Here is a 22852-nt window from a genome sequence, read left to right as displayed (position 1 = left end):
CATGACACAGGCCCCCGCGCGCTCCCGAACCTTCCGGCGACGGCACGACCGAGAGATCGTCGCGTTGGCCGTTCCGGCCTTCGGTGCGCTCGTCGCCGAGCCCCTCTTCGTCATGGCCGACAGCGCCATCGTCGGCCACCTGGGTACGGCACAACTCGCCGGGCTCGGCATCGCCTCGGCCCTGCTGACCACAGCCGTCAGCGTCTTCGTCTTCCTCGCCTACGCCACCACGGCGGCCGTCGCCCGGCGCGTCGGGGCAGGCGATCTGCAGTCCGCCATCCGGCAGGGCATGGACGGCATCTGGCTGGCCTTGCTGCTCGGCGCCGCTGTCATAGCCGTCGTCCTGCCCGCGGCACCGTCGCTGGTGGACCTCTTCGGAGCCTCCGACACCGCCGCCCCGTATGCCGTCACCTATCTGCGGATTTCCTCGCTCGGCATCCCCGCCATGCTCGTCGTGCTCGCCTCGACCGGTGTCCTGCGGGGGCTGCAGGACACCCGGACCCCGCTCTACGTGGCCGTAGCGGGATTCGTCGCCAACGCCGTCCTCAACGTCGGGCTGGTCTACGGCGCCGGCCTCGGCATCGCGGGTTCCGCCTGGGGAACCGTCGTCGCCCAGCTCGGCATGGCCGCGGTGTACCTCGGGGTGGTCATCCGCGGGGCACGCAGGCACGGCGCGTCCCTGCGCCCGGACACCTCCGGCATCAGGGCGTCCGCACAGGCCGGGGTGCCGTTGCTCGTACGTACTCTCTCCCTGCGGGCGATCCTCATGATCGCCACGGCCGTGGCAGCTCGTCTCGGGGACTCCGACATAGCGGCCCACCAGATCATCCTGTCCTTGTGGAGCCTGCTTGCCTTCGCCCTCGACGCGATCGCCATCGCCGGGCAGGCCATCATCGGGCGCTACCTGGGGGCCGGTGACACCCAGGGTGCCCGGGACGCCTGCCGCAGGATGGTCGAGTGGGGCATCGCGATCGGCGTTCTCCTGGGTCTGCTCGTGGTGCTGACCCGGCCGGCGTTCCTGCCCCTGTTCACCGGTGACTCCTCCGTCAAGGACGCCGCACTGCCCGCTCTGGTGATCGTGGCTCTCTCCCAGCCGATCTGCGGTGTGGTCTTCGTCCTTGACGGCGTTCTGATGGGCGCGGGAGACGGCCCTTACCTCGCCTGGGCGATGCTGCTCACCCTGGCGGTCTTCACTCCCGCTGCGCTCCTCGTCCCGGCCCTCGGTGGCGGGCTCACCGCACTGTGGGGGGCCATGACGTTGATGATGGCGATGCGCATGCTGACGCTGTGGTGGCGTACTCGCTCGGGTCGTTGGATCGTCACCGGCGCGACACGCTGACCGTTCCCCGTGAAACACACTGCTTCACGGGGAACACCGGGCCTGCCGGGGAACACCGGCCTCGACCCACCCGTCACTTCGTCCGCCATGACAACGGGGCCGCACCCCCTCGATCGGGGAGGTGCGGCCCCATCTCATCGCTTCAGCGAGAGCCGGGCTCAGGCGGAAACAACCTCGATGTTGACCGTGGCGGCAACCTCGGGGTGCAGACGAACGGACGTCTCGTGGGCGCCCAGGGTCTTGATCGGCGAACCCAGCTCGATGCGGCGCTTGTCGACCTCGGGGCCACCGGCGGCCTTGATCGCCGAAGCGACGTCGGCCGGGGTGACGGAGCCGAAGAGACGACCGGCGTCGCCGGAGCGGACGGCCAGACGGACCTTCACGCCTTCGAGCTGGGCCTTCACCTGGTTGGCCTGCTCGATGGTCTGGATCTCGTGGATCTTGCGAGCACGACGGATCTGCTCGACGTCCTTCTCGCCGCCCTTGGTCCAGCGGATGGCGAACTTCCGCGGGATCAGGTAGTTGCGAGCGTAGCCGTCCTTGACGTCGACGACGTCGCCCGCGGCACCGAGGCCGGAGACCTCGTGGGTGAGGATGATCTTCATGAGTCGGTCACCCTTCCCTTATCGCGCGGTGGACGTGTAGGGCAGCAGCGCCATCTCACGGCTGTTCTTGACGGCCGTGGCGACGTCACGCTGGTGCTGCGTGCAGTTGCCGGTCACGCGGCGGGCACGGATCTTGCCGCGGTCGGAAATGAACTTCCGCAGCATGTTCGTGTCCTTGTAGTCCACGTACGTGACCTTGTCCTTGCAGAATGCGCAGACCTTCTTCTTCGGCTTGCGCACAGGCGGCTTAGCCATGATGTCTCTCCTGTGTGATCAAGAAGTGTGGGTGGAGCCCGCCTAGAAGGGGGGCTCGTCCGAGTAGCCGCCGCCGCTGCCGGAGCCACCGCCCCAGCCACCGCCGCCGCTCTGGTTGCCACCGGCGGGAGCGCTCGTGGCCCAGGGGTCGTCGGCGGGAGCACCGCCGCCCTGCTGGCCGCCGCCGGGGCCGCCGCCCCAGCCGCCGCCACCCTGGCCCTGGCCGCCACCGCCGCCGTAACCACCCTGGCCACCGCGGCCCGAGGTCTTGGTGACCTTGGCCGTGGCGCTGCGCAGGCTGGCACCGACTTCGTCGACGTCCAGCTCGTAGACCGTGCGCTTGACGCCCTCACGGTCCTCGTAGGACCGCTGCTTCAGCCGGCCCTGCACGATGACGCGCATGCCTCGCTGGAGCGACTCGGCGACGTTCTCCGCCGCCTGGCGCCAGACCGAGCAGGTCAGGAAGAGGCTCTCGCCGTCCTTCCACTCGTTCGTCTGGCGGTCGAAGGTGCGGGGGGTCGACGCGACACGGAACTTCGCGACGGCCGCACCGGACGGGGTGAAGCGCAGCTCGGGGTCGTCGACAAGATTGCCGATGACCGTGATGACGGTCTCGCCTGCCATGGGGGAACCTCTCGGCGGGTTTGCTGCTGGCTGCTTGTGCTGCTACTCGGATCCCGGGAAAGCTGAGCGGAAGGGCTCAGTGCATCTCGGGACGGAGGACCTTGGTCCGGAGGACCGACTCGTTCAGGTTCATCTGGCGGTCGAGCTCCTTGACGACCGCAGGCTCGGCCTGCAGGTCGATGACCGAGTAGATGCCCTCGGGCTTCTTCTTGATCTCGTACGAGAGACGACGACGGCCCCAGGTGTCGACCTTCTCGACCTTTCCGCCGCCGTCACGGACGACAGAGAGGAAGTTCTCGATCAGCGGGGAGACAGCGCGCTCCTCGAGATCGGGGTCGAGGATGACCATCACCTCGTAGTGACGCATGTGGAACCCACCTCCTTTGGACTCAGCGGCCACGGTCGTTCCGTGGCAGGAGGGTTGCGATGCGTTGTGCACCGGCATCAACGAGTAAACCAGGGCCCACTGACAATCGGGCCTCCTCCGAGGAGGTGGACCGGTCGGACCACAGCAGACACCAGTGCAGAAGGTACAGAGTACCCGGCCGTCGGCCTGCGGTTGAAATCCGGCCGCGAGGGGACGCAATCTGTACACAACGGATGTGCAGGGCTGAGACAGACTGCCTTCGGCTGGAGGTTCCCCATGGCACAGATCATGCGACCCGCCAAACCCAGGACCGGACTGCTGGCCACCGACGGCAAACCGCACCCGCTCCAGGACACGCTGATGGCCGTGACCCTGGTACTCGGAGTGCTCTCCCTCGCGACCACAGGGTTTCCAGGGCTTCACCTCCTGACGTCCTGGGCCGGACTGGCCGGTGTCCTGGTCGGCGGTTACGGCCAGTTCATCTCCGAGACGACCCGAGAGCGTTTCGGCCTGGTACTGGGTATCGGTGCCTCCGCGATCGGCCTCTTCTTCGGTATGGCCCACGGCGGGCTGTTCGGCACCTTCGGTGGATTCGTCGGCGGCTGACCCACGGACCGCGCCGGCCCTCGGGGCGGCGTGGTCCCCCGTACGCCGGACGGGGCGCTCACAGGGCGCAGTAGGCTTCGCGCGAGAGCCGGAGCCCCTGAACCCATGGGGACACACCAGCCCGAGGAGCGCCCCGAATGAGCCTGACCCTGAGGACCATCAGCCGCGAGCAGCATCTGGCATTCATCCAGAGTCTGCCGGCGGCGAGTCACATGCAGGTGCCGGCCTGGGCGGACGTCAAGGCGGAATGGCGCTCGGAGAACCTCGGGTGGTTCGACGACCGGACCGGTCATCTGGTCGGTGTGGGCCTCGTGCTGTACCGGCAGCTGCCCAAGATCAAGCGTTATCTCGCCTACCTCCCCGAGGGTCCGGTCATCAACTGGTTCGCGCCGAATCTCCAGGACTGGATCGAGCCCATGCTGGCGCACCTGAAGCAGCAGGGCGCCTTCTCGGTGAAGATGGGCCCGCCGGTGATCATCCGGCGCTGGGACGCCGCGTCGATCAAGAAGGGCATCCAGGACCCCGACGTCAAGCGGTTGCGTGACATAGAGGCCGACCACATCGAGCCGCGTGCCTTCGAGGTGGCCGACAAGCTGCGCCGCATGGGTTGGCAGCAGGGTGAGGACGGCGGCGCCGGCTTCGGTGACGTGCAGCCCCGCTACGTCTTCCAGGTGCCGCTGGCCAACCGGTCCCTGGAAGAGGTCCACAAGAACTTCAACCAGCTGTGGCGCCGCAACATCAAGAAGGCCGAGAAGGCCGGCGTCGAGGTCGTCCAGGGCGGCTACCACGACCTCGAGGAGTGGCAGCGCCTGTACGAGATCACGGCCGTGCGCGACCGCTTCCGGCCGCGGCCGCTGTCGTACTTCCAGCGCATGTGGGCGGCCCTCAACAACGAGGACCCCAACCGCATGCGCCTGTACTTCGCCCGGCACAACGGGGTGAACCTGTCTGCGGCGACGATGCTGGTCGTCGGCGGGCACGTCTGGTACTCCTACGGTGCCTCCGACAACATCGGCCGCGAGGTCCGGCCCTCGAACGCGATGCAGTGGGCGATGCTCCGCGACGCCTACGCCCTCGGGGCCACCGTCTACGACCTGCGCGGCATCTCCGACTCCCTGGACGAGAGCGACCACCTCTTCGGCCTGATCCAGTTCAAGGTCGGCACGGGCGGACAGGCGGCCGAGTACCTCGGGGAGTGGGACTTCCCGCTGAACAAGCTGCTGCACAAGGCGCTCGACATCTACATGTCGCGTCGCTGACCCACGCTCCCCGCTCCAGTAGCGTCGGGAGGGGCTTCCACAGCTCCGCCGATTTCTCTCACCTCTGACACACCGCAGCCACGAGAAAGGTTCCAGGTCCGGCCATGGCGCTCACGCTCTACGTCGACACCGCGCGCTGGCGGGCGCACCACAAGCACGTGCAGGAGCAGTTCCCCGGGCTGGTCCCGGTCTGCAAGGGCAACGGCTACGGCTTCGGACACGAGCGGCTGGCTGAGGAGGCCACGCGCCTGGGTTCCGACGTCCTCGCCGTGGGCACGACGTACGAGGCCGCCCGGATCAAGGACTTCTTCAGCGGCGATCTGCTGGTGCTGACGCCGTACCGGCGCGGCGAGGAGCCGGTGCCGCTGCCCGACCGGGTCGTGCGCTCCGTGTCGTCCATCGACGGCGTGTACGGCCTGGTGGGCGCCCGGGTGGTCATCGAGGTGATGTCCTCGATGAAGCGGCACGGCATCAGCGAGCAGGACCTTCCGCAGCTGCACGCCGCCATAGAGAACGTCCGGCTGGAGGGCTTCGCCATCCATCTGCCGCTGGACCGCACCGACGGCTCGGACGCCGTCGAGGAGGTCATCGGGTGGATGGACCGGCTGCGTGCGGCCCGTCTGCCGCTGCACACGATGTTCGTCAGCCACCTCAAGGCCGACGAACTCGCCCGACTCCAGCAGCAGTTCCCGCAGACCCGGTTCCGTGCGCGCATCGGAACACGGCTGTGGCTGGGGGACCACGAGGCCACCGAGTACCGCGGCGCCGTGCTGGACGTCACACGCGTGACCAAGGGGGAGCGCTTCGGCTACCGGCAGCAGAAGGCGGCCTCCGACGGTTTCCTGGTGGTCGTGGCGGGCGGTACGTCCCACGGCGTGGGCCTGGAGGCGCCGAAGGCGCTGCACGGTGTCATGCCGCGCGCCAAGGGCGTCGCCCGGGCGGGCCTGGCCACGGTGAACCGGAACCTGTCGCCGTTCGTCTGGGGCGGCAAGCAGCGCTGGTTCGCGGAACCGCCGCACATGCAGGTGTCGATCCTGTTCGTGCCCTCCGACGCACCGGAGCCGTCGGTCGGTGACGAGCTGGTGGCACATCTGCGGCACACCACCACGCAGTTCGACCGCATCGTCGACCGCTGAGGTTCGCGCACGAGGCGAGAGCCCTGAGACCTGCGAAAGGGCCGTACACGGTTGCCCGTGTACGGCCCTTTCGCAGGTCCGGCGCCCGGAGGACCGTCGGCGGTGTGCTCGCCGATGCCGGTTCGCTCAGAGCGAACCGCCGGGCTGCCGTCCGGCGCCCCACTCCACCCGGGGGCCTTCGAGGTGCGCCGCGTGCTGCGCGGGACGAGCCGCGGGACCGAGGACGAAGACGTCCTCGGCGCCGTCGAGCACACCGCCCGAGGGGTCGTCGTCGCCGGTCCGCCGGACCGGGTCCCGGTCCGGCATGAGGATGTCGCGGACGACCATGACGCACAGGTACAGCGTGCCCAGCAGGTGGACGCCGATGGCCCAGTGATAGCCGTCCGTCGGCAGGCCCTTGTGGGCGTCTCCGCTGGTGGTGTAGGCGAGATACATCCAGATGCCCAGGAAGTAGGCCACCTCGCACACCTGCCAGATCAGGAAGTCCCGCCACTTCGGCCGGGCCAGCGCGGCCAGCGGCACCAGCCACAGGACGTACTGCGGCGAGTAGACCTTGTTGGTGAGGATGAACGCCGCGACGATGAGGAAGGCGAGCTGGACGAACCGCGGACGTCGCGGAGCGGTCAGCGCGAGCGCCGCGATGGCGCCGCAGCACAGCAGCATCAGGAGCGTCGCGAACGTATTGACGGTCTCGGTGCTGGGTGGGGCGTCGGAGTTCTGGACGATGATCAGCCAGAAGGACCCGAAGTCGACGCCGCGTTCCTGGCTGAACGTGTAGAACTTCGACCAGCCGTCGAAGGCGAAGAGCATCACCGGCAGGTTCACCACGAGCCAGGCGCCGGCCGCACCCCCCAGGGCCCTGCCGAAATCCCGCCACTTGCCCGCACGCCAGCACAGTACGAGCAGCGGGCCGAGGACGAGGAAGGGGTAGAGCTTGGCGGCCGTGGCCAGTCCCAGCAGCACACCGAACGCGAGTGCGCGCCCCCGCGACCACATCAGGATCGCCGCGGTCATCAGGGCGACCGCCAGCAGGTCCCAGTTGACGGTCGCGGTCAGTGCGAAGGCCGGCGCCAACGCGACCAGCAGACCGTCCCAGGGACGCCGGGCGTGCAGGCGGGTGACGCAGGCGGTGATGACGACCGCGCACACCATGAGCATCCCGGCATTGACCATCCAGTACCACTGTTCCTGGTCCTGGACGGTGCCGCTCCCCGGGGTGAGCCAGGACGCCACTTCCATGAACAGGCCGGTCAGCACCGGGTACTCGAGGTACTCCATGTCGCCGGGAAGCTTGTCGAAGTAGGGCACGAGTCCGTCGACGAACCCACGGCCCTGATAGAGGTGCGGGATGTCCGAGTAGCAGGCATGCGTGTACTGGGAGCTGGCGCCGAAGAACCATGCCCCGTTGTAACAGGGCGCCTTCTGGACCAGGCCGAGAACGAACATGCCGATCGCCACGAGCGCGACCACTCGCACCGGGGTCCACCAGGACCTCCCGAGCAGGGCGCGGCGGCCGAGGGGGCCGCCGATCAGCTCGCTCCCTGCCGCTGCGACCGCGTCCTCCCTGGTCGGCGACACCCGATCCGGTCCGTGCACGCTCGCTGGCGTCGATTCTGCGCTGGGCATGGGGCACATCCTGCCGTACGTGTTCGGGTATACGGCGGGGCCGCCGCACCCTGTTGGGTGCGGCGGCCCCTGTTTCACGTGAAACAAGCGGGTGTTTCACGTGAAACACGCATGCCGGGCAGCTGGGTGGCTATCCGCTCGAACCCCAGATGGTGCCGCCTCCTGGGCCGTTGCCGTTTCCGTTTCCGTTGCCCTCGCTGTCGCCCTCGGTCGCACTGGCCGAGGGCGAGGGCGACGATCCGCCGTCCCCGCCGGCGGTGTCGTTGCCGCCGTTCTGGTTGCCGTTGTTGTCCCCGTTCTCGCATTCCCAGTCGAAGACGTCGCACGTGGGGGTCGGTGTGGGCGACGGACTGGTCGGGGTCCGGCTGGGCGACGGGCTCGGCGACGGGCTCGACTCCTCCGTCCGGGAGGGCGTAGGCGTCGGGCTCGGCGGCGGCGGAGTGTCGTTGATGACCTCACCGATGGGTTCCGGGGTCGGGAACTTCTTCGCCGGCTGACCCTTCAGGGCCTGCTCCATGTAGTCGTGCCAGATCTCCGACGGGAACGACGCGCCGTGGATCTTGTCCTGACCACCCGTGCCGTACATCTCCAGGAACGTACGGTTCTTGATCGACTCGTCGTCCGGGTAGCGGAACATGCTGATCGCGGTCGACAGCTGCGGGGTGTATCCGACGAACCAGGCGGACTTGTTGCCGTCCGTGGTACCGGTCTTGCCCGCCACCTCGCGGCCCGGCAACTGCGCGTTGGAGCCCGTACCGTCCTCGACGACGGTCTTCAGGACGTCCGTGACGTTGTCCGCGACCTTCGCGGTGAAGGCGGCCTTCGTCTCCAGCTGGTGTGCGTGGATCGTCTCGCCCCCGCGCACCACCTTCGTGACGGAGAAGGGAGCACGCTGCTTGCCGCTGGCCGCGAAGGTGGCGTACGAGCTCGCCATACGGATCGCGCTGGGGTCCGAGACACCGATGGAGAACGACGGATAGCTGGTGCCCGTCAAGCTGTCCTCCAGGAGGCCCGCGTCGACTGCGGCCTCCTTCACCTTGTCCAGACCGACGTCCATGCCCAGTTGCACGTAGGCGGAGTTCACCGATTCCCGCATGGCCTCACGCAGGTCGATCTTGTAGTCCGGCGGATCACCGAGCGACTTCTTGCCGTCGTTCTCCTGCCGCCACTGCTCCCCCTTCTCGTTCGTCCAGACCGACCCGTCGTAGTTCTTGATCTTGAGGTTGTTCTGGCCGCTGTAGAGACTCTTCGGGGAGACCAGGGTGCGCGCGTCCTGCGGTTGGTCCTCGGAACCGTCGGGATCGCGCACGCCCCACTTCATCGCCGCCGCGAGCACGAACGGCTTGAACGTCGAACCGACCTGGGCGCCGGTCACGTCGGCGTTGTTGGTGAAGTGCTTCGTCGCGTCGGCGCCACCGTAGATGGCCTCGATGGCCCCGGTCTCGGGGTTCACCGACGCACCGCCGAACTGCACGTGGGTGTCCTTGTCGGGGCGCTTGTCAGGCTTGATGTTCGCCTTGTAGACCTTCGTGACCGCGGCTTCGAGCTCCTGGACCTTCCTCTTGTCGAAGGTCGTGTGGATCTCGTAGCCCCCCTGGTCCAGCTGGTCCCGTGTCGCGATGCCGTCCTTGATGATGGACGCCCGGGCGAGGTCGACGAGGTAGCCGGTCTGGCCGCCCAGCCGGGTGTTCGACCGCGGGTTCTGCACCGTGGGAAGCTCGGTGTACTTGGCCCGCTCCGCCTGGTCCAGATGACCGTACTCGACCATCTTGTCGAGGGTGTCCTGCATCTGCCCGAGCGCACGTTTCTTGTTGGCCGCCGGGGTGGCGGCCGGGTCGATCGACGTCGCACCCGCGGGGTCGTAGTAGGTGGCGCCCTTGAGAACGGCCGCGAGGAGAGCGCATTCGCCCGGGTTCAGCTTCTCGGCGTCCTTGTTGAAGTACGCCCGCGCCGCGGCCTGGATGCCGTAAGCGCCGCGGCCGTAGTAGGCGGAGTTCAGGTAACCCTCGAGGATGTCGTCCTTGTCGACCTTTGCACCCACCTTGACCGAGACGAGGATCTCCTTGACCTTGCGGGAGACCGTCTGCGACTGGTCCGCCAGCATCGCGTTCTTGACGTACTGCTGGGTGATGGTCGAGCCCCCCTGCGTCTCACCGCCCCGGGCCATGTTGAACACGGCGCGGGCGATGCCCTTGGGGTCGATACCGCTGTCGGAGTAGAACGACTTGTTCTCCTGGGAGATGACGGCGTACCGCATCGCCTTGGGGATCTGGGAGAGCTTGATCTCCTGACGATTGCGCTCACCGCCCGTGGCGACCATCACCTCGCCGTTGGACCAGTAGTACACGTTGTTCTGCGCGGTGGCCATCTTGTCGAGGTCGGGGATGCCGACCATGGCGTACGCGATGCCGGCGGCGGTCACCAGACCGCCGAAGAACGCGACGCAGAGACCCGAGACGAGCTTCCAGGAGGGCACCCAGCGCCGCCATCCGCTGCGGCCGCCGCGCGGGTAGTCGATCAGTCGCTTCTTGCCGGAAGCGGCCACGCGTCCACGCCCGGGACCACTCGCACCGCCACCGGCCCGCCGGCCCCCTCGACCGGGCTCGGCCGCCCTGCGACGGCCGCCTCCGCTCCGTTGTGCCGCGCGCCGGGCCTCGGCGCGGCTCCCGTAGGGGCGCTCCTCGTCCTCCGGGCCGTACGAGCCGGACGGGGTCCCTGTGGCGCCTCGCGGTGCCGCACGGCGGCCGGAGGACGAGCCGGACTGGCCGCGTCGGGCCGCGGCACGTCCGCCTCCCTGCGGCTGCGGCGGTTTGCGACGGTGCTCGCTCATCGAACGACTACTCCTCGGGCAGGCGCACCTTTGCGCGCCTGGAAAAGGCGGCTGGTTTCCGGTCCCCCCGATGTACGGATGCGGCCCCTACCGCATTCACCCGTACTGCACCGGGGCCGAGGACGCCCCCACGCGTCACTCGGTTCCCGGCAGTCTGCATGGCGCACAGACTACGCATGGCCGAAACCCCCGAGTCCCGAAGTTCACCTCAAATCAGGCAACTTGCTCACGACGAATCGCTGATGTGATCCCGTTCACCAGTGCGCCTCTTGTCGCATGCGGAAGGTCGTTCTATCGTCGTGATGTATCGAGCCGATACATCAGCGCGGCATAAGGGCGAGAGGAGGCGACGATGAGCCGACGTTCCGGCATCCTCGAGTTCGCCGTACTCGGCCTGCTCCGCGAGTCCCCGATGCACGGCTACGAGCTGCGCAAGCGGCTCAACACGTCACTCGGTGTGTTCCGGGCGTTCAGCTACGGGACGCTGTACCCCTGCCTCAAGACACTGGTCGCCAATGGCTGGTTGATCGAGGAGCCGGGGAACGTCGGCGAGGCGGCCGCCTCCCTCACCGGGCGCCGCGCCAAGATCGTCTACCGGCTGACGGCCGACGGTAAGGAGCACTTCGAGCAGCTCCTCTCGCAGACCGGACCCGACGCGTACGAGGACGAGACCTTCGCCGCTCGCTTCGCGTTCTTCGGACAGACGTCGCGTGACGTGCGCATGCGCGTGCTCGAGGGCCGACGCAGTCGGCTGGAGGAGCGCCTGGAGAAGATGCGGGCCTCCCTGGCCCGCACCCGGGACCGCCTCGACGACTACACGCTTGAGCTCCAGCGCCACGGAATGGAATCCGTGGAGCGCGAAGTGCGCTGGCTGAACGAGCTCATCGAGAGCGAGCGGGCGGGACGGGACCTGCGAGGTTCCGCCGCCGAGGGGACCGCTCGACAGGACACGACATCTGGAGCGACGGGCGGCCTGCCCCGGCCCGGGGACGAGCCCCGGCCGGATACGCCCGGCGACACCGCCACGTGAGCGCCCAGTCAGGGCCTCACTCGTACACACAGGGAGCAACCGGAATGGGTTCGGTTCGCGTAGCCATCGTCGGTGTGGGCAACTGCGCCGCATCGCTGGTGCAGGGCGTCGAGTACTACAAGGACGCCGACCCGGCGGCCAAGGTCCCGGGCCTGATGCACGTCCAGTTCGGGGACTACCACGTCCGCGACATCGAGTTCGTCGCCGCGTTCGACGTGGACGCCAAGAAGGTCGGCCTGGACCTCGCGGACGCCATCGGCGCCTCCGAGAACAACACCATCAAGATCTGCGACGTGCCGAACACCGGCGTCAAGGTCCAGCGTGGCCACACGCTCGACGGTCTCGGCAAGTACTACCGGGAGACCATCGAGGAGTCCCCCGAGGCCCCGGTCGACATCGTCCAGGTCCTCAAGGACAAGCAGGTCGACGTCCTCGTCTGCTACCTGCCCGTCGGCTCCGAGGACGCGGCGAAGTACTACGCCCAGTGCGCCATCGACGCCAAGGTCGCCTTCGTCAACGCCCTCCCGGTCTTCATCGCCGGCACCAAGGAGTGGGCGGACAAGTTCACCGAGGCCGGCGTGCCGATCGTCGGTGACGACATCAAGTCGCAGGTCGGCGCCACCATCACGCACCGTGTCATGGCGAAGCTGTTCGAGGACCGGGGCGTCATCCTGGACCGCACGATGCAGCTGAACGTCGGCGGCAACATGGACTTCAAGAACATGCTCGAGCGCGACCGCCTCGAGTCCAAGAAGATCTCCAAGACGCAGGCCGTCACCTCCCAGATCCCCGACCGGGACCTCGGTGAGAAGAACGTCCACATCGGCCCGTCCGACTACGTTGCCTGGCTGGACGACCGCAAGTGGGCCTACGTCCGCCTCGAGGGCCGCGCGTTCGGCGACGTCCCGCTGAACCTGGAGTACAAGCTCGAGGTCTGGGACTCCCCGAACTCGGCCGGTGTCATCATCGACGCCCTGCGCGCCGCGAAGATCGCCAAGGACCGCGGCATCGGCGGCCCGATCCTGTCGGCGTCGAGCTACTTCATGAAGTCCCCGCCGGTCCAGTACTTCGACGACGAGGCCCGCGAGAACGTCGAGAAGTTCATCAAGGGCGAGGTCGAGCGCTGATCGCGCCCGACTGAAGACCACCGAAGGTCCCCGGGTCGCACGACCCGGGGATCTTCGCGTATGTGAGGCTGTGCCCCATGGCCGTCGTCCGTGACCTGCGCGTCCTGCTGCGCCTGAAGGGATTCCGGCGTCTGCTCGCCGTACGTCTGCTCTCCCAGGGAGCCGACGGTGTCTACCAGGTCGCGCTCGCCACCTACGTCGTCTTCTCGCCGGAGAAACAGACCTCGGCCGCCGCGGTCGCCTCCGCGATGGCGATCCTGCTGCTCCCGTACTCGCTGGTGGGGCCCTTCGCCGGCGTCCTCCTGGACCGCTGGCGCCGCCGCCAGGTCCTTCTGTACGGCAATCTGCTGCGTGCCCTGCTCGCCTCGGCGACCGGGGTGCTGATGGTCGCCTCCGTTCCGGACTGGCTCTTCTACGTCTCCGCCCTGTGCGTCACCGCAGTCAACCGCTTCGTCCTCGCGGGTCTGTCCGCGGCGCTGCCGCGGGTGGTCGACGCGGAACGTCTGGTGATCGCGAACTCCGTCTCGCCGACGGCGGGCACCCTGGCGGCGACGGCCGGTGGCGGTCTGGCCTTCGTCGTGCGCCTCGTGGTCGCGGACTCCGACGCCGCCGTGGTACTGCTCGGAGCGGTCCTGTACCTGTGCGGGGCACTGGCGTCGCTGCGCATGGCGGTGGGGTTGCTGGGCCCCGACCGGGCGCTGGTAAAGCCGCGTCTCGCGTCGGCGCTCGCCGGTACGGCCCGGGACCTGGTGTCCGGAGTACGCCATCTCCTCGCGCCGGCACGCCGGGGCGCGGCCTGGTCGCTCGCCGCCATGACGCTGATGCGGTTCTGCTACGGCGCCCTGCTCGTCCTCCTGCTGATGCTGTGCCGATACACCCTGACGTCGGACACGGACGAGGGGCTCGCGCTGCTGGGGCTGGCCCTGGGGGTCTCCGGCGCCGGTTTCTTCGCCGCTGCGGTGATCACGCCCTGGGCGGCCGGACGCCTCGGCCCCGGCCGATGGATGGCCGTGTGCGCGGGTGCCGCCGCGGTGCTGGTCCCGGCTCTCGGGCTGACGTTCGCCACCGTGCCCCTGCTCACCGCGGCGTTCGTCCTGGGACTGACGACCCAGAGCTCGAAGATCGCGACCGACACGATCGTGCAGTCCTCGGTCGACGACGCCTTCCGCGGCCGGATCTTCTCCGTTTACGACGTGCTCTTCAACGTGGCCTTCGTCGCCGCCGCCGCGGTGGCCGCGCTGATGCTGCCGCCGGACGGCCGGTCGGTGCCTCTGGTCGTCACCGTCGCCGCTGTCTATGGAGCAGTCGCAGGCGCCATGGTCCGTTTCGGCGGCCGGTAAGGGGCACATCGATGTCGCCGAGCCCGGCTGGGCTACGGAAATGCCGGTGGGGCCGATCCCTTACGTGCGCCTCGCCCCGCACCCTGTCTGCGACACGCGCCCATGAGACCGCGTGCTGGAGAGCCGGGGGCACCACGGGGTTCTATGCCGAGGTCGGCGACGACGAAGGGGGCCTTCCCCGCCTCGGTGATGCCTGAGGCAGTCATGCCTCTTCCTGGCTCCTGTCAAAGGAACACGTTTCACGTGAAACGTCCCGAACAAGCCGACGGCACGGCCACCGGCAGTCCGGTGAACGTGCAGGCGTCGAGCGCGGGCCACGCCGTCATGGCGAGGTGGTGTGTTTCACGTGAAACACACCACCCCTCGCTCATGCGGTCCCCGACTCTTTCCGCCACCACTCCTTGAGCGCCGCCACCGCCGCGTCGTGGCCCATCGGCCCGTTCTCCAGGCGGAGCTCCAGCAGGTACTTGTACGCCTGGCCGACGACCGGTCCCGGTTTCACGCCCAGGATCTCCATGACCTGGTTGCCGTCCAGGTCCGGGCGGATGGCATCCAGCTCCTCCTGCTCCTGGAGCTTCGCGATGCGCTCCTCCAGGCCGTCATACGCCCGCGAGAGCGCGGCGGCCTTGCGCTTGTTGCGGGTCGTGCAGTCCGAGCGCGTCAGCTTGTGGAGACGGTCGAGCAGCGGGCCGGCGTCCCGGACGTAGCGGCGGACCGCCGAGTCCGTCCACTCGCCCGTGCCGTATCCGTGGAAGCGCAGGTGCAGCTCGACCAGGCGTGAGACGTCCTTCACCAGGTCGTTGGAGTACTTGAGCGCGGTCATGCGCTTCTTCGTCATCTTGGCTCCGACCACTTCGTGGTGGTGGAACGACACCCGGCCGTCCTTCTCGAACCGGCGCGTGCGCGGCTTGCCGATGTCGTGCAGCAGGGCGGCCAGGCGGAGAACCAGGTCGGGCCCCTCGGTCTCCAGAGCCATCGCCTGCTCCAGGACGATCAGCGTGTGGTCGTAGACGTCCTTGTGCCGATGATGCTCGTCCCTCTCCAGACGCAGGGCGGGCAGCTCGGGCAGGACACGATCAGCGAGGCCGGTGTCCACGAGCAGGGTCAGTCCCTTGCGCGGGTGAGCGGAGAGGATGAGCTTGTTCAGCTCGTCCCGGACCCGCTCGGCGGAGACGATCTCGATCCGCCCGGCCATGTCCTTCATGGCCGTGACGACTTCGGGGGCCACCGTGAAGTCGAGCTGGGCGGCAAAGCGTGCGGCCCGCATCATCCGGAGCGGGTCGTCCGAGAACGACTCCTCGGGAGTGCCCGGGGTGCGCAGCACACGGGCCGCGAGGTCGTCGAGCCCATCGTGCGGGTCGATGAACTTCTTCTCCGGGAGCGCGACGGCCATGGCATTCACGGTGAAGTCCCGGCGGACGAGATCCTCCTCGATGGAGTCGCCGTACGACACCTCCGGCTTGCGCGACGTGCGGTCGTACGCCTCCGAGCGGTAGGTGGTCACCTCGATCTGGTAGCCGTCCTTCTGCGCCCCGACCGTGCCGAACGCGATGCCGACCTCCCAGACGGCGTCCGCCCACGGCCGCACGATCTTCAGTACGTCCTGCGGGCGGGCATCGGTCGTGAAGTCCAGGTCGTTGCCGAGCCGGCCGAGCAACGCGTCCCGGACCGAGCCGCCGACCAGGGCGAGAGAGAACCCCGCCTCCTGGAAGCGGCGGGCGAGGTCATCGGCGACAGGCGCTACTCGCAGCAGTTCGCTCACCGCGCGAGGCTGCGCCTGACTCATGGCACTGGGGTTGACTTCGTTGGCGTTCGGCACAACAGAACAGGGTACGTGGCGCGGGCGGACACGGCCGCCTCCCTTGTCGGCGCACCGGGTCGCCTCCCTTGCCGGGTCTCCTCTATATAGAGGCGCATACGGGGCGGCCCGCTTCGGGACGGATCTTGGGGCACACTCCGCGGCACTTCCCCTCGGCGCGCATCGTTACCATGCGGGGACGCACATTCCGACGACCACTGACACGACGAGGGACGGGCGAGCGCGTGGCCGAGGCGGCAGACTTCCAGGGGACCAGTCCCTCACCTGCCCGCCGGTGGCTCCGGCGCACCGCGGCGCTGCTCGCCGGTGCGCCCCTGTTGGCCGGCCTGCTCCAGCTGCCCGCCGGTTCCGCGTACGCCGACGGACAGGCAATCGCCGAGACCGACCCGGACTCCGGCACGGTGGCCGTCGCCGTCGACTCGCTCACCCCGTCCGCCCCGACCAAGGGGGACACGGTGACCGTGTCCGGCACCGTGATCAACAACGGTAAACAGACGGTCACCAAGGCCCACGTCGGACTGCGCGTGGGCCCCGAGGTCAACACCCGCTCGTCCGTCGACGCACTCGCCGAGGACGGTACCGATCTGTCGGGATCCGTCCCCCCGGAGATCGACGGCAAGTACACGGCGAAGTTCTCCTCGCTCGCCCCCGGCGTCGCCGAGCACTTCAACATCTCCGTTCCGGTCGGCGACCTGGATCTCGGCAAGGGTGGCGTCTACGAGTTCGCCGTCTCGCTCTCCGGGCAGACCTCCGCACAGCCGTGGGAACGGATCCTCGGCATCCAGCGCACCTTCCTGCCCTGGAAACCCGACGCGGCCGGCCCGAAGACGAAGACGACGTATCTCTGGCCCCTCGTCTCGACCACCCACATGGCCGCCGAGACGGGCCCCGACGAGGAGCAGACACCGGTATTCCTCAACGACGACCTGGCCAAGGAGATCTCTCCCGGAGGCCGTCTGAACCAGATGGTCACCTTGGGCAAGGACCTCGACGTCACCTGGGTGGTCGACCCCGATCTGCTCGCCTCCGTCGACGCGATGACGGGCAGCTACCGGGTCCGCAGCGGGGACGACACCGTTCGCGGCACCCACCAGGACGTCGCCAAACAGTGGCTCGCCGACCTGCAGGACGCGGTGGCCGACAAGGAAGTCGTCGCACTGCCCTTCGCCGACCCCGACCTGGCCTCCCTGGCCCACAACGGCACGGACATCGCCGGATCGCTGAGCCAGCTGAAGGAAGCCACGAACGTCGTCGACAACACGGTCCCGCCGATCCTCCACGTGAAACCGAACACGGACTTCGCCTGGCCCGTGGAGGGCGCGGTCGACCGGTCGATCGTCAAGGTCGCCACCTCGGCGGGCGCCGACAAGGTGATCGCCCGCAGCGACAGCCTCCAGGAGACCAACGGCCTGTCGTACACCCCCTCGGCCGCCCGTCCCATCGGCGGCGGGATCACCGCCGTCGTCGCGGACGCCCGGCTCTCCACGGCGTTCGAGGGGGACCTGGCGAAGGCTTCCGCGTCCACGCTCGCGGTGCAGCGGTTCCTCGCCCAGAGCCTGGCGCTCGGTCTCCAGACCGGCAAGCAGCGCAGCATCGTCGTCGCTCCCCAGCGCACGCCCTCCGGCAGCCAGGCCCGTGCGATGGCCGAGGCGCTGAGAGCACTCCAGGGCGGCACCTGGTCCGAGTCCCAGAAGCTGTCGGAGGCCGCCGCGGCCAAGCCCGACCCCGACGCCACCACCAAGGTGCCAAATTCCTCCTCGTACCCCTCGGCGCTGCGCAAGAAGGAGCTGCCCCGGTCGGCGTTCACGCAGATCGCGCAGACCCAGGACGAGCTCGACAACTTCACGGGCGTCCTGTCCGACCCGTCCCGGGTGGTGACGCCCTTCGGACGTGCCCTGAACCGGGAGATGTCCGCGTCCTGGCGGGGCCGGGCCGCCGAGGCGAAGTCGTTCCGTGCCGGCGTGAGGTCGTACCTCGACGGACTGACCGGTCGGGTCAGACTGATCGACAAGTCGGAGACGAAACTGTCCGGCCGCAGCGCCACGATCCCCGTGACGGTGCAGAACAACCTGGTGCAGGACGTCGGCCCCCTGGTGCTGCGACTCACCTCGATGAACCCGACGCGCCTCGAGATCGGCGGCACGGGCTACCAGGAGCAGCCGGTATCCGTCTCCGGGGGCCACAGCCAGTCGGTGAAGTTCACCACGTCCGCCAACGCCAACGGCCGGGCCACGGTGATCGCCCAGCTGTACACGATGGACGGACGGCCGTACGGCGAGGCCGTCACGTTCGACGTGAAGGTCACCGAGATCACGGCCACGGTGATGCTGGTCATCGGCGGTGGTGTCCTGCTCCTCGTCCTCGCCGGCTTCCGGATGTACACGCAGCGCAAGCGGGCCGCTGCCCGTGCGGGCGGTGAGAGCGATTCCGGCGAGGAGCAGGAAGCCGAGAGCGACGAGGAGAGCCCCGAGAACCCCGATGACCCCGAGGCGCGTCCCAAGGAGACCGGGGCCCGCTCCCGGGCAGGTGGCCCGGAGCAGCCGAGTGACCCGGCACCGGACACCGCAGCGGAAAACGGTGGCCCGTCCGGCACGGGTGAGAGAGTGGACCGTTGAGGATGTCGTGGCCGGTCGGCCCGGGACGATGAGGTGGGGTAACCATGAACGCGCCGTACGACGGTGACCGCGGTCAGGCCGTGGACGGCTCGGGCCACCCCGAGGGTCCGGTGCCCGACCGCGGCCAGACGCCGCCGCAGCCGCCCGCGGACATGTACCTCCAGGACGCTTACGACCAGGATCCCTACCGGGCGCAGGACCTCTCCGCCCAGGACCCGGTCTCCGAGGCACTCTACGACCGCGCCGCACACCCCCCGCCGCCCCCGGGCACCTACCCGCCGCAGCAGCCGCTGTACGGCCGGCCGGCCCAGTCGCCCTACGCGCCCGACCCACGCGTCTGGGCCCAGCCCCCGGCCCCCGAGCCGGAGGGCCCCACCCAGTACCTGCCGTACGGTGACGACCCGCGCACGACCCAGTTCGTCGGTGTGGACGACCTGGTCACCCAGGCCGGCGAGCAGCGCCACGAGCCCGACGCCTTCGCCCATCTGTTCCGGGACCAGCAGCAGGGCGGCGGCCACCCCTCCTACGACGACCAGGCACCGATTCCCTCCCCCGCGCCCGGCCAGTACGGCGTGGCACCGGACCAGTACGGCGGCGCCCAGGGGCCCGGCCCGTACGCGAACACCCCGGCCCCCGGCCAGTACGGCGGTACCGCTCCGGCACCGGGGCCGTACGCCGCGCCGGGCCAGTACGCGGCGGCTCCCACCCCGGAAGCGGCCGCGGCGCCCGTCCAGGAGGCCGAGCCCGCCGCCGTGCCGACCGTCACCGCCCCCAAGAAGGGCGGCCGCGCCGGAGGACTGCTGAAGTCCAGCGCCGTGATGGCGGCGGGCACGATGGTCTCCCGGCTGACCGGTTTCATCCGCTCGGCGCTGATCGTCTCGGCGCTCGGCGTGGGCCTGCTCGGCGACACGTTCCAGGTCGCCTACCAGCTGCCGACCATGATCTACATCCTGACCGTCGGCGGCGGCCTCAACTCGGTCTTCGTACCGCAGCTGGTGCGGGCCATGAAGGACGACGACGACGGCGGCGAGGCCTTCGCCAACCGCCTGTTGACCTTGGTCATGGTGGCGCTCGGCGCACTCACCGTGATCACCGTCTTCGCCGCCCCCCTCCTGATCCGGTTCCTGTCCAACCCCGTCGCGAGCAACCCGGCCGCGAACGAGGTCGGCATCACCTTCGTCCGCTACTTCCTGCCCTCGATCTTCTTCATGGGCCTGCACGTGGTGATGGGGCAGGTTCTCAACGCCCGCGGCAGGTTCGGCGCGATGATGTGGACCCCGGTCCTGAACAACATCGTCATCATCGTCACCCTGGGCATGTTCATCTGGGTCTACGGGACCGCGGAGACCTCCGGCATGAAGGTCACCAGCATCCCGCCGGAGGGCCAGCGTCTGCTCGGCGTCGGCGTGCTGCTGGGTCTCGTCGTGCAGTCCCTGGCGATGATCCCGTACCTGCGCGAGACGGGCTTCCGGCTGCGGCTGCGCTTCGACTGGCGGGGCCACGGACTCGGCAAGGCCGTCACCCTGGCCAAATGGACGGTCCTGTTCGTCCTCGCCAACCAGGTGGGCGCCATGGTCGTCATCCAGCTCTCCACGGCCGCGGGCACGGCGTCCCCCGTCGACGGCACCGGCTACGCCGCCTACGCCAACGCCCAGCTGATCTGGGGCCTGCCCCAGGCCATCATCACGGTCTCCCTCATGGCCGCCCTGCTGCCGCGCATCTCGCGCTCGGCGGCCGAGGACGACAGCGGCGCGGTCCGCGACGACATCTCCCAGGGCCTGCGCACCACGGCCGTCGCCATCGTGCCCGTGGCCTTCGGATTCGTCTCGCTCGGCATCCCGATGTGCACGCTCATGTTCGGCTCCTCGGGCACCAGCGAAGCCACCAACATGGGTTACATGCTGATGGCCTTCGGCCTCGGCCTCATCCCCTACTCCGTGCAGTACGTCGTCCTGCGCGCCTTCTACGCCTACGAGGACACCCGGACACCCTTCTACAACACGGTCATCGTGGCCGCGGTCAACGCCGCGGCGTCCGCCCTGTGTTACTTCCTGCTGCCCGCCCGCTGGGCCGTGGTCGGCATGGCCGCCGCCTACGGTCTGGCCTACGCCATCGGTGTAGGCGTCGCCTGGCGCAGGCTGCGCAAGCGGCTCGGCGGGGACCTGGACGGTTCCCGGGTGCTGCGGACGTACGCCCGGCTGTGCATCTCGTCCGTTCCGGCCGCCCTGCTCAGCGGCGCCGCCTGCTACGGGATCGGCCACACCCTCGGCCAGGGAGTCGTGGGATCGCTCGCCGCCCTGCTGGCCGGCGCGGTGGTCCTGTTCGGTGTCTTCTTCGTCGCCGCCCGCCGGTTGCGCATCGAGGAAGTCAACTCACTGGTCGGTATGGTGCGCGGACGCCTGGGACGCTGAGACCGGGGGTAGGCGCACAACCATCGTCCGCCGCCGTGTGTCGTGCATAGCGGCGGACTGTGGGCACAATTGGGTTCGGCGTCGGGCTGCGCGCATCGGGAGTCGGCCGGCGTGCATCGAATGGGGAGGCAGGAACGACGGTGGCGGAACGGAGCACAGCTGCCGTCGACGTGGCAGACAACGGCGGCGAGAAGCCGCTGACCGCACAGGCGGACCAGTCCACGGCCGACGGGGTGGCCAACAACCGGGAGCGGGACACGGACAGCGACGAGGCACAGGGGAACCCCACGAGCGAGGATCCCGGCAAGGCCTCGCCTCCCGAACTGCACAGCGGGCACAAGCTCGCCAGACGCTACCGCCTCGAGGAATGCGTCACCCGTCTGGACGGCTTCAGCAGCTGGCGGGCCGTCGACGAGAAGCTCCGCCGCGCCGTCGGGGTCCACGTCCTGCCCGCGAGCCACACGCGGGCCCGCTCCGTACTGGCCGCCGCACGCTCCGCCGCGCTCCTCGGTGATCCGCGTTTCGTCCAGGTCCTCGACGCCGTCGAGGACGACGACCTCGTCTATGTCGTCCACGAATGGCTCCCTGACGCGACCGAACTGACCGCCCTCCTCGCCGCCGGTCCGCTCGACGCCTACGACGCCTACCAGATGGTCAGTCAGGTCGCCTCCGCGATGGCCGCCGCCCACCGCGAGGGCCTCGCCCATCTGCGCCTGAACCCCAACGCCGTGCTGCGTACCTCGACGGGTCAGTGGAGAATCCGCGGACTGGCCGTCAGCGCCGCCCTGCGCGGCATCAGTTCCGACACCCCGCAACGCACCGACACCGAGGCCATCGGCGCCCTGCTGTACGCCACGCTCACCCAGCGCTGGCCGTACGAGAGCGACGCCTACGGCATGGCGGGCCTGCCCAAGGACATCGGCCTGATCCCACCGGACCAGGTACGCGCCGGTGTCCACCGAGGTCTGTCCGAGCTCACCATGCGAGCGCTCGTCAACGACGGCGCCACCGCCTCGCGCCACGAGTCCCCGTGCACCACGCCGGAGGAACTGGTCAAGGCGATCGGTGAGATGCCTCGCATCCGGCCGCCGGAGCCCACGTTCACCGCACCGCCCGCGTATCAGCACACGCCCTACCAGAAGGGCACGCACGGCCGCCCGGCGCCGCACCCCGGGATCACCCAGCCGGTTCCCACCCCGCCGCCCCCGCTGCAGAGCCGCACCGGAAAGGCGCTGAAGTGGACCGTCTCCGCCCTGCTGATCGCCGCGCTCGGCCTCGGCAGCTGGCAGCTGGCGGACGCGCTCATCGATCGGGGCGGCAAGACCGACGACCAGAACCAGATCCAGACGACGGACGGCGACGACAAGAACGATGTCGTGCCGAAGCCCGCCAAGCCGATCGCGGTGCAGGCCGCCCGGGAATTCGTCACCAAGGGCAGCACCCAGCATCCCGCCGACGTCGGCAAGACATACGACGGCGACAAAAGCACACTCTGGCGGACAGCCAGTTTCCTGGACGGCCCGGTCATCGGTCCGTACAAGCCGGGTGTCGGCATCGTCTACGACCTCGGGTCCGCCCAGGAGGTCTCGACGGCGGACGTGGGTCTGTACTACGGCGGCAATCACACGACGGCGGAACTGTACGCCGCCGACTCGTTGCAACCGTCGTCACTGGACGCGATGAAGAAGCTCGGCACGGTCACCACCTCCGGGACGACCGCGACGGTCAAGGTCGCCAAGCCGGTGAAGACGCGGTACGTGCTCGTCTGGCTCACCGCGCTTCCCTATGCCTCGGGTGACGACTACAGCGACCCGGGCTACAAGCAGGCCATCACCGACGTGACGTTCAAGGGCTGAGTCCACC

Annotated in this window: 17 protein-coding genes; 10 read left to right on the top strand and 7 right to left on the bottom strand. The window is 69.0% G+C overall.

The window, feature by feature from the left end:
- Nucleotide 1 precedes the first annotated feature (1 nt).
- Nucleotides 2-1339 (top strand): MATE family efflux transporter, encoded by a 1338-nt coding sequence (locus tag ACIRFH_RS06620; protein ID WP_403517529.1) that lies wholly within the window; start codon nt 2-4, stop codon nt 1337-1339.
- A 158-nt stretch (nt 1340-1497) separates the two neighbouring features.
- On the opposite strand, the gene rplI is transcribed toward ACIRFH_RS06620, so the two are convergent.
- The 4 genes from rplI to rpsF all read right to left on the bottom strand — a co-directional run bounded on the left by rplI (nt 1498) and on the right by rpsF (nt 3190).
- The gene (gene rplI / locus ACIRFH_RS06615; RefSeq protein ID WP_077798157.1) at nt 1498-1944 is read right to left on the bottom strand and encodes a 50S ribosomal protein L9; all 447 of its coding nucleotides are present in this window, start codon (nt 1942-1944) and stop codon (nt 1498-1500) included.
- Between the two features lie 18 nt (nt 1945-1962).
- Nucleotides 1963-2199 carry a 30S ribosomal protein S18 gene (gene rpsR / locus ACIRFH_RS06610; RefSeq protein ID WP_003949403.1) on the bottom strand — a complete coding sequence of 79 codons (237 nt, stop codon included), beginning with the start codon at nt 2197-2199 and terminating at the stop codon, nt 1963-1965.
- Between the two features lie 42 nt (nt 2200-2241).
- On the bottom strand, nt 2242-2823 hold the full coding sequence (locus ACIRFH_RS06605) for a single-stranded DNA-binding protein (RefSeq protein ID WP_403517527.1): 582 nt from the start codon (nt 2821-2823) through the stop codon (nt 2242-2244).
- Nucleotides 2824-2899: 76 nt separating this feature from the next.
- Nucleotides 2900-3190, bottom strand: coding sequence for a 30S ribosomal protein S6 (gene rpsF, locus ACIRFH_RS06600; protein ID WP_077798159.1), 291 nt, complete (start codon nt 3188-3190; stop codon nt 2900-2902).
- 276 nt (nt 3191-3466) lie between these two features.
- Between rpsF and ACIRFH_RS06595 the strand changes: the two genes are divergently transcribed.
- From ACIRFH_RS06595 to ACIRFH_RS06585, 3 genes are all read left to right on the top strand, one after another.
- Entirely contained in the window at nt 3467-3796 is a 330-nt protein-coding gene (locus ACIRFH_RS06595; RefSeq protein ID WP_403517525.1) for a hypothetical protein, read from the top strand.
- Nucleotides 3797-3933: 137 nt separating this feature from the next.
- Nucleotides 3934-5055 (top strand): peptidoglycan bridge formation glycyltransferase FemX, encoded by a 1122-nt coding sequence (gene femX, locus ACIRFH_RS06590; RefSeq protein WP_403517523.1) that lies wholly within the window; start codon nt 3934-3936, stop codon nt 5053-5055.
- Between the two features lie 104 nt (nt 5056-5159).
- Nucleotides 5160-6191, top strand: a complete 1032-nt coding sequence (locus tag ACIRFH_RS06585; RefSeq protein WP_403517522.1) for an alanine racemase — start codon at nt 5160-5162, stop codon at nt 6189-6191.
- Between the two features lie 126 nt (nt 6192-6317).
- Here the strand turns inward: ACIRFH_RS06585 and ACIRFH_RS06580 are convergent, their stop codons facing one another.
- Nucleotides 6318-7826: a glycosyltransferase family 87 protein gene (locus ACIRFH_RS06580; protein WP_403517520.1), complete on the bottom strand. Its 1509-nt coding sequence runs from the start codon at nt 7824-7826 to the stop codon at nt 6318-6320.
- A gap of 121 nt (nt 7827-7947) precedes the next feature.
- A complete protein-coding gene (locus tag ACIRFH_RS06575; protein ID WP_403517519.1) occupies nt 7948-10647 on the bottom strand; it encodes a transglycosylase domain-containing protein in 2700 nt (899 codons plus the stop codon).
- 352 nt (nt 10648-10999) lie between these two features.
- On the opposite strand from ACIRFH_RS06575, the gene ACIRFH_RS06570 reads away from it, so the two are divergent.
- From ACIRFH_RS06570 to ACIRFH_RS06560, 3 genes are all read left to right on the top strand, one after another.
- Entirely contained in the window at nt 11000-11677 is a 678-nt protein-coding gene (locus ACIRFH_RS06570; protein ID WP_403517517.1) for a PadR family transcriptional regulator, read from the top strand.
- 44 nt (nt 11678-11721) lie between these two features.
- Nucleotides 11722-12804 (top strand): inositol-3-phosphate synthase, encoded by a 1083-nt coding sequence (locus tag ACIRFH_RS06565; RefSeq protein WP_403517515.1) that lies wholly within the window; start codon nt 11722-11724, stop codon nt 12802-12804.
- A gap of 77 nt (nt 12805-12881) precedes the next feature.
- On the top strand, nt 12882-14144 hold the full coding sequence (locus tag ACIRFH_RS06560) for an MFS transporter (protein WP_403517513.1): 1263 nt from the start codon (nt 12882-12884) through the stop codon (nt 14142-14144).
- Nucleotides 14145-14511: 367 nt separating this feature from the next.
- On the opposite strand, the gene ACIRFH_RS06555 is transcribed toward ACIRFH_RS06560, so the two are convergent.
- Nucleotides 14512-15963, bottom strand: coding sequence for a CCA tRNA nucleotidyltransferase (locus tag ACIRFH_RS06555; RefSeq protein WP_403517511.1), 1452 nt, complete (start codon nt 15961-15963; stop codon nt 14512-14514).
- Nucleotides 15964-16187: 224 nt separating this feature from the next.
- Between ACIRFH_RS06555 and ACIRFH_RS06550 the strand changes: the two genes are divergently transcribed.
- From ACIRFH_RS06550 to ACIRFH_RS06540, 3 genes are all read left to right on the top strand, one after another.
- On the top strand, nt 16188-18578 hold the full coding sequence (locus ACIRFH_RS06550) for a DUF6049 family protein (protein WP_403517509.1): 2391 nt from the start codon (nt 16188-16190) through the stop codon (nt 18576-18578).
- Nucleotides 18579-18622: 44 nt separating this feature from the next.
- Entirely contained in the window at nt 18623-20989 is a 2367-nt protein-coding gene (murJ, locus tag ACIRFH_RS06545; RefSeq protein ID WP_403517507.1) for a murein biosynthesis integral membrane protein MurJ, read from the top strand.
- A gap of 140 nt (nt 20990-21129) precedes the next feature.
- Nucleotides 21130-22845, top strand: a complete 1716-nt coding sequence (locus tag ACIRFH_RS06540; protein WP_403517505.1) for a protein kinase family protein — start codon at nt 21130-21132, stop codon at nt 22843-22845.
- The last annotated feature ends 7 nt before the right edge of the window (nt 22846-22852 follow it).

The sequence above is a fragment of the Streptomyces sp. NPDC093586 genome, from assembly GCF_044764905.1.
In the GTDB taxonomy this organism is placed as follows: Bacteria; Actinomycetota; Actinomycetes; order Streptomycetales; family Streptomycetaceae; genus Streptomyces.
The sequence above is the reverse complement of the archived record's forward strand: the minus strand, read 5'-3'. Positions and strand labels throughout refer to the sequence as shown.